The following is a 13,896-nucleotide window of genomic DNA, read 5'->3' on the forward strand; positions in this document are numbered from 1 at the left end:
CACTCGTCGCGTCCTCAGCCTGGTGGCATTTTGGTTGCTTACCACAAAGCATAGGAATCTCGGGTGCAACATATCCCTTTTATGCGTATGCTACAAACAGTTTTGTTGCGTGATGTGACGACTTTCTGACAGTAACGTGTAAAAACACACAGAAATCCGCGCGATTTTCCTTTGGATGGTTTGGTTCGGGCAAATATATGAAAACACACTGTTTTTACAGTTTTGCCCCATGCCATGCCCATCGCGGAAAGTTGAAAGGTCTGTCATGCAAGTTCTGTCGTTGGTCAATTGCCCGTTAACCAACGCATTGCTATAAGCGCTTAACAGATGCTCTTGCAGGGTAACAGGCGCTGAAACGACAGATGTATTCACAGCACGCGACTTCATTTTCCACGCCGAAAAACGCACCATCGCGATCGTTGCGGGTTAAAATTGCCAGAACGATGATGGTGGTGTTTGCGCTGTTGTGTGCATCCCAGATCATCGTATCAGGTGCGTCTGCCCAAACGGCCAAGGTGCTTGGTGCGCGGCTCGGGGTTTATCCCGATTACACGCGCTTTGTGATCGATCTCGATCAGGAAGTCGACTTTACCTATTTCCTGCTGCCCGATCCGTACCGCATCATCATTGATATGCCAGAAATTGACTGGAACGCCCCGCCGGGCAAGGTGACTTCTGGTGGTGGGCTTATTTCCGGTCTGCGGTATGGTTTGTTTAAGCCGGGCACGTTCCGTGTGGTTCTTGATGTTGCCCAACCATCACTGGTTTCAAAGATTTTCTCGTTACCGCCCGGTGGCGGGAAGCCCAACCGTCTGGTGGTTGATCTTAAACCGACACAGCGCGATGCGTTTCTGACCGCATCGCGCCAGAGCATGGAAGCCTATTCTGCGCGCAGTCGTAACGATACCAGTGCGACCGAACAAAGTGTCGATGTCGCGGTGCAATCGGGCCGCGGTGGCGAAGAAAAGCCGCTGATCGCGATTGATGCCGGACATGGCGGTGTGGACCCGGGCGCAATTGGTGTTGGCAATGTCTATGAGAAGGACCTGACCCTTGCCGCCGCACGCCAGTTGGCCGAAACCCTGACCGCATCGGGCCGGTATCGCGTGCTATTAACGCGTGACAAGGACGTGTTCCTTAAGTTGCGGCAACGTGTGGACATCGCACGCAAGGCCGGCGCAGATTTGTTTATATCCCTGCATGCAGATTCAATTGGCAATCCAAAGCATCGCGGCGCATCGGTCTATACCCTGTCTGAAAACGCATCGGACAAAGAGGCCGCGGCACTGGCATCCAAGGAGAACAAGGCCGACGTGATTGCCGGAATTGATCTTTCCGATGAAAACACGCTGGTGCAAAGCATTCTGATCGATCTTGCGCAACGTGAAACCATGAACCTGTCGGCGACCCTTGCGGCCAACATGGTCAGTCAGCTTGCCCAAAGCATCGAACTGCAGCGTCGCACCCATCGCTTTGCCGGTTTTGCGGTTCTGAAGGCGCCGGATATTCCGTCGGCACTGTTTGAAATGGGATATCTTTCCAATGCGACCGACGCCAAGTTGTTGCAAAGCCCGGCTCATCGCAAAAAGATTGCCGATGCGGTCTTGCGGGCAATTGATATCTATTTCGAGAAACACAAATTCTAATACTCGGGCATGATGCCAATGATTTCGCCTCTGTCCGATACGGGCAGCGAATTTATTGGGTGCGGTGTTGCTGCGAACAAATGCTGTCTGGCGTGGCGGCTGTCACAACCTTGTCATTATTTTGCCGCTATAATGCGGATACATCCGTTTTTTCGGCACAGACAGGCGAAATGTCTGCCGGGACATTGCATTTCCGGTAAGAGTGCATGAATATGCGCCCCTACCGGATCAGGCCAACAAAATGAAAAAGACCTGCTTACATGCGAATTTTACTTAGTATTTTCGGCTTTCTGTTCTTGATGGCGGTTGCGGGCGGCGCCGGTATGCTGGCGATCTTCTGGCACTTTGGCCAAGGACTGCCCGATTACACCCAGCTTGAAAATTACGAGCCCGAGGTCATGACACGCGTTCATGCATCCGACGGTGCGTTGATTGCCGAATATGCGCGTGAAAAGCGTGTTTTTGTACCGATTTCGGCCATCCCGCCCAAGGTGGTTGATGCCTTTGTCGCGGCCGAGGACAAAAACTTCTTCTCCCACCCGGGGATCGATTTTGCCTCTGTCTTGCGTGCGGCCGTGACCAACGTTGTTAATATGGGCACAGGTAAACGCCCGGTCGGTGCATCTACCATTACCCAGCAGGTCGCCAAGAACTTCCTTTTGACCAACGAAGTGTCCTATGAGCGCAAGATCAAGGAAGCCATTCTGTCCTTCCGGATCGAGCGCGCCTTTTCCAAGGAACACATTCTCGAGCTTTATCTGAACGAGATTTACCTTGGCAGTGGCAGCTATGGCGTCGCCGCCGCAGCCTTGCGTTACTTCGACAAGTCCCTTGATGAACTTAATATCGAGGAAGCCGCCTATCTTGCGGCCCTGCCAAAGGCACCGTCGAACTACCACCCGGTCCGTAACCACGACGAAGCCAAGGCGCGTCGTAACTGGGTGATCGGCCGGATGTTGGAAGAAAATTACATCACCGAGGCCGAAGCACAGGCGGCATGGTCGGCCCCGCTTCAGGGCAAAAGCCGTGAATCGGTTGATACCTATCAGGCTGATTTCTTTGCCGAGGAAGTCCGTCGCCAGCTGGTTGATCGTTACGGCGAAGGCATGCTGTATGACGGTGGCCTTTCGGTGCGTTCGACCGTGGTTCCGCGTTTGCAGGATATCGCCGACAAGGCGCTGTTTGACGGCTTGGTCGAATATGACCGCCGCCATGGCTGGCGCGGCCCGATCACCACTATCGACCTGTCTGGCAACTGGCAACAGGCCTTGCGCGAAGTTGAAACGCCCGCCGATATCCCTTGGGATCGTGCGGTTGTTCTTGATACCGATGCCAACGAGGCAAAACTGGGCCTGATGAATGGCGAGCAGGGCCGCATTCCGCTGCGCTTCCTGACATGGGCACGCCCGTGGCAAAAGGGCCAGACATTGGGTGCGGTCGTTAACCGCCCGTCAGATGTCCTGAAACCCGGCGATGTCATTTACGTCAAACACTTCGCCGAACTTGATGGCGAGACGCTTCCGCCCAACACCTATGGCCTGCGCCAGATCCCGAACGTCAACGGTGGTCTGGTGGCGATGGATCCGCACACCGGTCGCGTACTGGCGATGTCGGGCGGTTTTTCGCACGATCTGTCGAAGTTCAACCGTGCGACACAGGCCCGCCGTCAGCCGGGTTCGGCCTTCAAGCCGTTTATTTATCTGGCTGCATTGGACCAGGGCTTTACCCCGTCCACACTGGTGCTTGATGCGCCGTTTGTGATTGATCAGGGGCCGGGGCTTGGTAAATGGAAACCGGGCAACTATAGCGGCCAGTTCTATGGTCCTTCGACCATGCGCCTTGGTATCGAAAAATCGCGAAACCTGATGACGGTGCGTCTGGCCCAGACCATCGGTATGCCCACGGTTGTCGACTATGCCGAACGGTTTGGCATTGTTGATGAAATGCCAGATGTCCTGTCGATGTCGCTTGGGGCGGCTGAAACGACGGTGATGCGACTGACCGCGGCCTATGCCGAACTGGTCAATGGTGGCAAGAAAATCACCCCGACCTTGATCGACCGTATTCAGGACCGTCGCGGCAATGTGATTTATCGTCGTGACGAACGCGAATGCACCCTGTGTCAGGATGTGGAATTCCGCAACCAGATGCCGCCTGATCTGCCTGATACCCGTGAACAACTGACCGATCCGGCCAGTGCGTTCCAGATGGTTCATATCATGGAAGGCGTCATTTCACGCGGTACCGGCCGGACAATCGCCGAGCTTGGTTATCCGCTGGCCGGTAAAACCGGCACGACCAATGATTCGCGTGACGCATGGTTTGTCGGCTTCTCGCCCGATCTTGCCGTTGGCGTTTATGTCGGCTTTGATGACAACCGGTCCCTTGGTGACAAGGAGCAGGGCGCAAGTGCCGCTGCCCCGATTTGGAAGGAATTCATGCGCGGTGCACTGGAAGGCACCAAAGCCATTCCGTTCCGTACACCGCCGGGCATTCGCATGGTCCGTGTTGAATCGCGTACCGGCCTTCCGGCTGGTCCGGGTGCTCAGGACGTGATCTGGGAGGCCTTCAAACCCGGCACCATCCCTGCATCAAACGACAACGTGATTGATGGCGGTTATAGCGGATCCGGCAATTCGGATAACAGCGCTGGCGCTGTGTCCGGTCCGGGCGGCATTTACTAGGCCGCGTGACAACGATCATATGGCGGCGAATTTGCCGCTTAAATATCAACAAAGCCGGATGTGATCAGCATCCGGCTTTGTTCGTTCAGGGATGTGTTCATCTGAAAGAATTTGTTTTCAAATCAGGCCTTTCGCGACGTTGCGCTGTCATCAAACAATGACAAAACGATCAAACGGGTGACATCGCACTGTCATTTGATTTTGTCATTCTCCTCAAGGTGATTTTCATACCTTGAAGAGGGTTTCGTTATGTCGTTTCGACTTTCCCGCCGCAAATTTCTTGCCACCAGCGCAACAGCAGGTGCTGCATCCGCCATGGGTGGTTTCTTTATGCCGTCTATTTCCCGTGCTGCTGATCGCCCGATGATTACCCATGGGGTGCAAAGCGGTGATGTGACCGCCAACACCGCCTGCATCTGGGGGCGTGCGGATCGTGCATCACGCATGATCACTGAAATCGCAACCACCGAAGGCTTCAAAAATTCGGTCCGCATTCCGCATGTCGATGTCCTGCCGGAACGTGATTTTGCCGGCAAGCTTGCGCTGGCGGACCTGCCAGCCGGCCAGGATGTTTTTTACAAGATCCATTTTGAAAACCTTGATGACGCACGCGCATCGTCCGAGCCGATCATTGGCCATTTCCGTACTGCACCGGCGGCGAAACGCAATATTCGGTTTGGCTGGTCAGGCGACACTGCCGGGCAGGGCTGGGGCATCGATGAAGATCGTGGTGGCATGAAAACCTACGCCACCATTGCCAAGCATAACCCTGATTTCTTCATCCATTCCGGTGATACCATCTATGCCGATGGTCCGTTTGCCGAAACCCAGAAAACCCCGGATGGGCAGATTTGGAAAAACATCACCACCGAAGACACCGCCAAGGTTGCCGAAACCATTGACGAGTTTCGCGGTAACTACAAATACAACATGCTTGATCAGCATCTGCGCGAATTCAACCGCCTGATCCCGGTCTATTATCAATGGGATGACCACGAAGTCACCAATAACTGGTATCCGGGCGAGATGCTGCTTGGCGATGATCGATACACTGAAAAATCGGCATCCCTTCTGGCAGCACGGGCAAACCGTGCATTCCGTGAAATGCTGCCGGTGACCGAACACGCATCCGAACCGGGGCGGGTGTATCGCAAGGTATCTTATGGTCCGTCCTTGGAAATCTTCTTCCTCGATATGCGGACCTATCGCGGCACCAACGATGCCAATAACAGTGCAACACCGACCGACAATACCGACTTCCTTGGTCGTGCGCAGATGGAATGGCTTAAGCGCGGCCTTTTGAATTCCAAGGCGACTTGGAAAGTCATCGCGGCGGACATGCCGATTGGCATGATTGTCTATGATGACTGGAAAAACAAAAGCACGTTTGAAAACCTTGCCAATGGCGATGGTGCACCTGCCGGGCGTGAGCTTGAAATTGTTGAACTGCTGCGCTTTATCAAGAATGCCAAAATCAACAATACGGTCTGGCTGACGGCGGACGTGCATTACACCGCAGCTCATTACTATGACCCGAACAAGGCGCAGTTCCAGGACTTCGAACCGTTCTGGGAATTTGTATCCGGTCCGCTTCATGCCGGGACCTTTGGCCCCAGCGACATGGACAACACGTTCGGTCCACAGGTGAAATTCACCAAACACCCAACCAAGGAGCAGGGCGTTAACCTGCCGCCGTCCTATGGTTTGCAGTTCTTTGGTCTGGTCGATATCGATGCCGAAACCGAACAGTTCCGCGTGTCGCTTCGTGATGTTGCCGACGAAGAGCTTTACACCGTAACGCTCGATCCTGTTTTTGGCTGATCACCGTATTCGTTGATCACGGCTTTGTTGCGAAACCCGGCACAAATTCTGTGTCGGGTTTTTGCATGGTTGCAGGGGTTTCAAGCGGGACAAAAACTGTTATAAGCCACGCCGACATTGCTACATCTTTGATGTGGCAAAACGGATTTTCAGACGAATAACGGAGACATCAATGCGCGCCGAAGCACAGGCATTGGTCGATGAAATCAAGCAGTCGATGGCACTGCTGAGGAGGCATCTTTGACTGGGATAACGCTCTTAGACGCCTCGACGAACTGAACGCACTTGCCGAAGACCCGACCCTTTGGGACGATGCGGCAAACGCGCAGAAAGTCATGCGTGAACGTACCCAGCTTGATGACGCCATCAATGGTTATAAAAAGCTCGCCCAGGAGCTTGAAGACAGTGTTGGTCTGATCGAACTCGGCGAAGCCGAAGGCGACAACGAAACCGTCGAAGAGGCCGAAGAGGTTCTGCGCTCGATCCGCGACATCGCGGCAAAGCGTGAACTTGAAAGCCTGCTTTCGGGCGAGGCCGATGGTAATGATGCCTATCTTGAAATTCATGCCGGTGCTGGCGGGACCGAGGCCCAGGATTGGGCGTCGATGCTGGCGCGCATGTATTATCGTTGGGCGGAGTCCAAGGGCTACAAGCTTGAGATGCTTGAAGAAAGTGATGGCGAGGAAGCCGGTATCAAATCGGTGACCTACAAGATCACGGGTCATAATGCCTATGGCTGGCTCAAGAACGAGGTGGGTGTGCATCGTCTGGTGCGTATTTCGCCCTATGACAGCTCCGCTCGTCGCCATACCAGCTTCTCGTCGGTTTGGGTCTATCCGGTGATTGATGACGATATCGAAATTGAAATCCTTGATAAGGATCTTCGTGTCGATACGTACCGTGCATCGGGTGCCGGTGGCCAGCACGTTAACAGAACCGATTCTGCTGTGCGTATCACCCATATCCCGACCGGCATCGTTGCCCAGTGTCAGAACGACCGTTCGCAGCACAAAAACCGCGATACGGCGATGAAGATGCTTAAAGCCCGCCTGTATGAGGCGGAGCTGCAAAAACGCGAAGCCGAGGCACAGGCTGTCGAAGACAGCAAAACCGATATCGGTTGGGGCCATCAGATCCGCTCTTACGTCCTGCAGCCTTATCAGATGATCAAGGATCTGCGCACGGGCACGGAAACATCTGATACCCAGGGCGTTCTGAACGGAGATCTCGATGCCTTTATGGCCGCAGCCCTTGCCGCCAAGGTCACCGGATCGGCCGGCGAAATCGAAGATATCGATTGATCGGTTATCCTGAACCACCTGCATTTGAAAACACCCCGTCCGGATCTGGCGGGGTGTTTTTTGTTTTGTGATGGCCAAACCGGCAGAAAATCGCAAATCGAGCGCAAATATCCCATTTCTGTCACAGAATTGCCGGATAGCTCTGCAACAGTGTGGTCAAGCGCGATCTGTCGCATACAACAAAACACCCGGGTAATACGGGACACGGGCAGGTCGTGCGGAGCAAACATCCATACTCTCACGGGAAGATCCAAATGGCCCATCAGTCCCATGGTCCGGTCGCGGTCGGCGACCAGTTCAAACTCGCTACACCCAACGGTCCGATTTTCGAAGTCATCAAAATCCGCGAAATGGCCCCGGTTGATCATGCGTTGATCACCAAGGTACGGGATCAGAAATCCCCGACGCTGATTGCGATCACCACCTTGCTTGATCGTGATTTCTATATTCCGGTTCCGCCGGAAAGGCGCCAGATGCCTGATAATGACGGCATATTGCGCGGTCTTTGATTGTAAAGCGTATCGATAGGCTGTTTAGCGCCTGTTGATATGAAAAACAGGTTGGCTTGGCGGCCCGGACGCGATGAAATAGCAGCATGTAAAATCACCGCCATCCGGGACCGCCAACATGACCGATACCAACGCTGATCAGAATATCCTCGACCGCCTGTTTTCCGTTCTAGAGGACGACATTCTGCCCAAAACCCGTGCCGGCGTATCGGGCGGCAATAAACTGTTTGGCGCGGCGATCCTGTGCAAGGATGACCTTTCACTGGTCATTGCCGAAACCAACAATGAAACTGAAAATCCGCTTTGGCATGGCGAGGTCCATTGCCTGAAACGGTTCTATGAAATGCCCTCTGATCAGCGGCCGGCGACGTCGGAGCTGATTTTTCTTTCGACGCATGAGCCGTGCTCCATGTGCCTGTCGGCCATCACATGGGCCGGGTTTGATAATTTCTATTATTTCTTCTCGTATGAAGATTCGCGTGATGCCTTTGCCATTCCCCATGATCTGAAAATCATGAAGGAGGTCTTCACTCTTGAGGACGGCGAATACAACAAATCCAATGCCTTCTGGGATAGCCATTCCATGATGGGCATGGTTGCAGAGCTGCCGGAGGACAGGAAGGCGGATTATCAATCACGTGCCAGGGCGATATCAGACGAGTATGACCGCCTGTCCGCCAAATATCAGGACGGCAAGGCCGAAAACGACATCCCGCTAAACTAAAGCTTGTTGCAATCAGCTGATGTGATTCCAGAGCCTGCTAGTATTGATATCGTTTTACCGTTTTAGCTGTCAGCTTAAAGACGCGGTTAAGACAGCAAGGATGCATATTCTTCATCAGACCTTCGGCGACTTCTGGTGCGCTGGTTGATGTTAGCCGACGGCAGAGAAATCGAACGATTGATCACCAGAATGTGTTCCTCAAGCAAAGCCTGTGCATCATCGAAATGGCCTTTTTCCATCAGGTCACGCATCTGAGTATGTTCGGCAAATGATCGCTGCCAGAAATCCCCTTCACCCGATTGCAAATGCGCACGCAGCGCTTCAAGTGCGGTTGCGGTCAGATCATAGGCCTTTTCCAGATATCGGTTGCCGGCATGCTGCAGAATCACACGATGATAAGCACTGTCCGCACGGCTATAGAGCCTGAAGTCTTGGGCTTCAATCGCGTGCTGCATTTGTATGATCGCGACGGAAAGTCCCTGCACAAGGCCGTCTGGATTAAGAGCCAGCGCATTGCCAAGCGCCTCGCGCTCCAGCATCGCGCGAAAACCACTCATTTCTTTTACTTCCTCAGGCGTGGGTGTGAAAACATATGTGCCCGCCTGGGGTACAATGCTGACCAACCCCATATCGCGCAGATCCGTGAACGCCGCGCGCACAGGCGCTTTGCTCATGCCAAGCGCACGGGCAATCTGTTCTTCGGATAGCCGTTCGCCAAATTCGAATTTGCCCGACACAATCGCATCGCGAAGCCGTTCACAAGCTTCTTGAGTGAGCGACACGTTACTCTCCTTCATGGTTTCAGTTCAGGTCCCCAATGGCACCAATTGCCATCAATTCGCTGATTTTGCTCGACTATCAAACACCAAAAAAACGTCATTGACAAGCTATTAAAATTCTAGAATTCTAGAATGACAGTTCAATGATATCTGACGCCGATGAACCCAAAGAGGTCTTTATGTCACGCTTTCGTCTACTCACACCCGATGCGCAATATCCAGACGACGCGCAGATTGAGCGCCGCACGGCCGGCGATCAGGTCGACTGGAATATTTTCCGGGAACGTTCGCCAGACAACATTCCGTCTGATGTGCTGGCTAAATGCGATGCGATGGTTGTGTGGCATGAAATGCCGGTCACCCGCGCGGTGATTGCAAAGCTGGACCGTTGCCGGATTATTGTGCGCGCTGGTGTCGGTTTCGACCATATTGATCTGGATGCTGCGGCCGAGGCTGGCATCCCTGTTTGTAATACGCCTGACTACGGCACAAGCGAAGTTGCTGACCATGCGATCGCGCTAATGTTGACCATGCGTCGAGGTATCGGCTCTTACCACAGAAACCTTATGGACTCGCCGCAAGGCGGCTTTGATCATGCCCGTGCCCCTCTGCTGGGACGGCTTCGCGGCAAAACATTCGGTGTCGTGGGGCTTGGGCGTATTGGTATCGCAACAGCACTTCGGGCAAAAGCGTTTGGAATGCGCGTCGTTGCGTATGATCCACTGGTGTCCCGAGGCACTGAGATTGCTGCGGGCGTTGACCGCGTTGACCGCATTGAAGACCTTCTGGCCCAAAGCGATGTTGTGAGCCTGCATTGCCCGCTCACACGTGAAAGTCACAAGATGATCAATGCTGAAAGGCTGGCAGCGATGCAGCCACATGCGATCCTGATCAACACGGCACGTGGTGCAATTATCGATATTGATGCGCTGATCGATGCCTTGCGAAACGGCACGATTGCCGGTGCCGGTATTGATGTGCTGCCGGTGGAGCCGCCAGCACCCGAAGATGCAATCGCGCGGGCCTATGCCAACGGCCAGGATCCTATTGTTGGCGAGCGGCTGTTTTTGACACCGCATGCGGCATGGTCTAGCCCCGAAAGTGTTGCCGATGCCCGCCGTCTTTCGGTTGAAACCGCGATGCAATATTTGCGCGACGGTAGACTGCGCAATCTGGTTAACGCACCGATGCAAACTCGTTTGCGTGCGGCAAGTTGATCTTGGCGCGGAAATAGAGTCTGACTTACGAAATGGTCCAAAGGCATGGGATCGCTGAAACATGCTTTAATCAGGGAGGAAGACACAATGAAAAAAACACATCTGATCTTCGCTTTTTCTACGCTTCTGCTGAGTGGAACTACGGCCGTCGCGCAGGAATTTGATTTTACATTCCAGTCGGTTGATCCGGCTGGTAACCCCAACTTTGCCATTCAGGAAGAGTGGACTGAGCGCGTCAACAAAATGTCGGGGGGCCGCATTGCGATCGAGCTTCTGCCCGTTGGCGCGGTTGTCAATTATAGCGAGACACAGGAAGCTGTTGGCTCCGGAATTCTGGACGGCCACATAACTGACGTTAGTTACTTTTCCGGCAAAGATCCGGCCTTTGGCCTTGTCGCCAATCCGATCGGTGCATGGGCATCGCCTGATGAAATGTTCCGGTTCATCAATTACGGTGGCGGCTATGAATTGATGAATGAACTTGAAGAGCCGTACGGCCTCCATTTTGTTGGTGCAACGACAACAGGCCTCGAAGGCTTTGTCTCGGATCGCCCGCTTGATGGGGTTGCAGACCTTAAAGGCCTGAAAGTGCGCGCCCCGGAAGGTCTTATTCAGGAAGTCTTTGCCGCTGCAGGTGCTGTGCCGGTGAACCTTCCTTACTCCGAAGTCTACACGTCACTCGACAAGGGCGTGATTGATGCTGCCGACTCTACGGTGTTTTCAACCAACCATCAGCAGGGCCTTCATAAGGTCGCCGTTCATCCTGTCTATCCGGGTTTCCATTCCATGCCGCTAGTTGAGGTATCAATGAACCTCGAGAAATGGAATTCGATGCCCGAGGACCTGCAAGAGATCATGACTGTTTCAGTGCGTGACTTTGCACAGGACGCCGTTGCCAGACTGTCAATGAATGATCTGAAAGCAGTGGCGGAAGCAAAAGCAGATCCGTCGATCACCGTCCATAACTGGTCGGCAGAAGAACGTGCAAAATTCCGTACCATCGCAATGGACCAGTGGTCAAAGGTCGCTGCGCAGTCTGAAAATGCGCAAAAGGTCTATGACTTACTGACCGAGTACCTGCAATCGCAAGGTTTGTTGGACTGACATAATGTCTCCGGGCGCGTGGGTCGCGCTCGGAGACAACTTCCGATCATCACACAGCTTGAAACGATTGGTCAGTCATGTCAGCGCCCTCCGATCCTAAAACCATCGCACCCGATCTACTGCACACCGACGTGCTGCAACTCGAAGCCCTGCCGCAGGCCGGCTGGCTTGGCCGCGCGATCACTGTCGTCGCACGTTTATTTGCAGTCTGTATCCTCGCCGCCATGGCGATCCTGGTAACAGAAGTTTTCCTGCGATATGTGTTCAACCGACCGACGGTATGGGCACATGAGACAACAATATTTTTAAGTGCAGTCACCTTTATCTATGGTGGGCTTTACTGTGTCGCACGTAACACGCATATCCGGGTCGTCCTGGTTTATGACGTTGTCCGTGCGTCTGCGCGCCATGTGCTTGATGTGGTCATATCAATTGCATGTCTTGGGGCCAGCTTGTTTTTCGCGTGGGCCTCATGGCTGATGGCGAAAAAGGCGATGTTCCGCCCTGACGGCAGCTTTGCTCTGGAAACCAGCGGAAGCGCCTGGAACTCTCCGGCACCTGCGGCTTTGAAGATATTCCTTCTATGCGTGCTAGTTGCCATGAGCTTCCAGTTTCTCATCCTGACTTTCAACTATGCACGCGGCACCAAAGCGCCAAAAGGGCATGACGATGTTTGACTTACTTGATCTTGGACTGAACCTTAAGGCGCTCGGGATCGGCTGGGGAACATTGTTGATGTTCGGTCTACTGGTCGTGCTTTTGTTGACCGGAACGCCGCTTGCAATGGTGACCCTGTTTGTTGCGCTGATCTTCGCGGTGGGCTGGTTTGGCCCAAGTTCGGTACCTTTAATCACCAACCGCGTTTACAGCTTCGTATCATCTTTTGTTTTTGTCTCAGTGCCGATGTTTGTGCTGATGGCGGCAATCCTCGACCGATCCGGCATCGCACGTGACTTGTTTGACGCGATGAAACTCGTTGGGGGCCGTCTTCGCGGCGGGGTCGCCGTCCAGACTATTTTCGTAGCCGTCATCCTTGCGGCAATGAGTGGCATTATCGGCGGTGAAATCGTCCTGCTTGGCCTCGTTGCTTTGCCTCAGATGTTGCGTCTTGGCTACAACCGACGCTTGGCTATTGGCGTTGTTTGCGCCGGCGGTTCGTTGGGCACAATGGTACCACCATCGATTGTCCTGATTATTTACGGTTTGACCGCGAATATCTCAGTCGGTGATCTTTTTACCGCTGCCTTCCTGCCCGGTTTCATGCTGGCAGGGCTCTACATCGCGTATATTTTGTTGCGCTCTTATCTTGACCCAAACGCTTCGCCGCCAGCACCTGTAGAGCGCGTCGCGTTCCGCGATAACCTACCGCTACTGCGCGGCCTGGTATTGCCATTTCTGGTTGTTTTTTCTGTTCTGGGATCGATTTATGGGGGCATCGCATCGGTGACTGAGGCTTCGGCCATCGGCGTCGCAGGTGTCATCGTCTCAACCATTCTGCGCCGGGAATTCTCGTTCCGCATGCTACTGGATGCAGCTCTGCATACACTGGCTACAGTCGGTATGATCATGTGGATCGGCATCGGTGCAAGCGCATTGGTGGGCGTTTACAATCTTATGGGCGGCATCCGATTTGTTTCGCAGCTCATCACCGGCATTTCTGATCAGCCCATGGTGATTATCCTGTTCATGATGCTGATTCTTTTCATACTCGGCATGTTTCTTGACTGGGTCGGCATCGCGCTTTTGACCATGCCCATCTTCGTGCCAATCATTCGAGAGCTTGGTTATGATCCCGTCTGGTTTGGTGTGCTGTTTGCCATGAATATGCAAGTCTCTTTCCTGACACCGCCATTCGGGCCCGCAGCATTTTACCTAAAAAGCGTGACCCCACCCGAAATCACGCTTGGCGAGATATTCAAATCACTTGCGCCGTTCATTTGCCTCCAGGTACTGGCCGTCGGCCTGCTGATACTCTTCCCGGCAATCGCAGTTTACTAGTTCAGGTGCCGACATCACGCACATGGTCTTCGGGAATACCCCGACACCGGGCGCTATGATCGCGGAAAAGGCCACCAACATGATATTGCGCACCGCATGACTGCGCGATTGAA

11 protein-coding genes are annotated in these 13,896 nt (G+C 53.7%); 10 read left to right on the forward strand and 1 reads right to left on the reverse strand.

What is annotated here, in order from left to right; all coding sequences use genetic code 11:
• The first annotated feature begins 362 nt into the window (after positions 1-362).
• The 6 genes from TH2_RS11590 (at position 363) to TH2_RS11615 (ending at position 8,685) form a co-directional block, all read left to right on the forward strand.
• Complete coding sequence (locus tag TH2_RS11590) at positions 363-1,646, forward strand: N-acetylmuramoyl-L-alanine amidase (protein WP_157194062.1); 1,284 nt, start codon at positions 363-365, stop codon at positions 1,644-1,646.
• 260 nt (positions 1,647-1,906) lie between these two features.
• Positions 1,907-4,330, forward strand: coding sequence for a penicillin-binding protein 1A (locus tag TH2_RS11595; RefSeq protein WP_008890622.1), 2,424 nt, complete (start codon positions 1,907-1,909; stop codon positions 4,328-4,330).
• 249 nt (positions 4,331-4,579) lie between these two features.
• The gene (locus TH2_RS11600; protein WP_008890623.1) at positions 4,580-6,151 is read left to right on the forward strand and encodes an alkaline phosphatase D family protein; all 1,572 of its coding nucleotides are present in this window, start codon (positions 4,580-4,582) and stop codon (positions 6,149-6,151) included.
• Positions 6,152-6,323: 172 nt separating this feature from the next.
• Positions 6,324-7,452 (forward strand): peptide chain release factor 2 gene (gene prfB, locus TH2_RS11605; RefSeq protein ID WP_120226253.1). Its coding sequence is split into 2 segments (ribosomal slippage): positions 6,324-6,392 and positions 6,394-7,452, totalling 1,128 coding nucleotides; the frame shifts between segments, so codons are not numbered across the junction.
• Between the two features lie 254 nt (positions 7,453-7,706).
• Positions 7,707-7,961: a hypothetical protein gene (locus TH2_RS11610; RefSeq protein ID WP_008890625.1), complete on the forward strand. Its 255-nt coding sequence runs from the start codon at positions 7,707-7,709 to the stop codon at positions 7,959-7,961.
• Between the two features lie 118 nt (positions 7,962-8,079).
• Positions 8,080-8,685 carry a nucleoside deaminase gene (locus TH2_RS11615; RefSeq protein ID WP_008890626.1) on the forward strand — a complete coding sequence of 202 codons (606 nt, stop codon included), beginning with the start codon at positions 8,080-8,082 and terminating at the stop codon, positions 8,683-8,685.
• An 86-nt stretch (positions 8,686-8,771) separates the two neighbouring features.
• Here the strand turns inward: TH2_RS11615 and TH2_RS11620 are convergent, their stop codons facing one another.
• Positions 8,772-9,467 carry a GntR family transcriptional regulator gene (locus TH2_RS11620; RefSeq protein ID WP_008890627.1) on the reverse strand — a complete coding sequence of 232 codons (696 nt, stop codon included), beginning with the start codon at positions 9,465-9,467 and terminating at the stop codon, positions 8,772-8,774.
• A 176-nt stretch (positions 9,468-9,643) separates the two neighbouring features.
• On the opposite strand from TH2_RS11620, the gene TH2_RS11625 reads away from it, so the two are divergent.
• The 4 genes from TH2_RS11625 (at position 9,644) to TH2_RS11640 (ending at position 13,783) form a co-directional block, all read left to right on the forward strand.
• A complete protein-coding gene (locus TH2_RS11625; protein ID WP_040823677.1) occupies positions 9,644-10,681 on the forward strand; it encodes a C-terminal binding protein in 1,038 nt (345 codons plus the stop codon).
• 87 nt (positions 10,682-10,768) lie between these two features.
• Positions 10,769-11,785: a TRAP transporter substrate-binding protein gene (locus TH2_RS11630; protein ID WP_008890629.1), complete on the forward strand. Its 1,017-nt coding sequence runs from the start codon at positions 10,769-10,771 to the stop codon at positions 11,783-11,785.
• 77 nt (positions 11,786-11,862) lie between these two features.
• Complete coding sequence (locus TH2_RS11635; RefSeq protein ID WP_008890630.1) at positions 11,863-12,462, forward strand: TRAP transporter small permease subunit; 600 nt, start codon at positions 11,863-11,865, stop codon at positions 12,460-12,462.
• Positions 12,455-13,783 carry a TRAP transporter large permease gene (locus TH2_RS11640; protein WP_008890631.1) on the forward strand — a complete coding sequence of 443 codons (1,329 nt, stop codon included), beginning with the start codon at positions 12,455-12,457 and terminating at the stop codon, positions 13,781-13,783. Before TH2_RS11635 ends, TH2_RS11640 begins: the two co-directional genes overlap by 8 nt.
• The last annotated feature ends 113 nt before the right edge of the window (positions 13,784-13,896 follow it).

This window comes from Thalassospira profundimaris WP0211, assembly GCF_000300275.1.
GTDB lineage: Bacteria > Pseudomonadota > Alphaproteobacteria > Rhodospirillales > Thalassospiraceae > Thalassospira > Thalassospira profundimaris.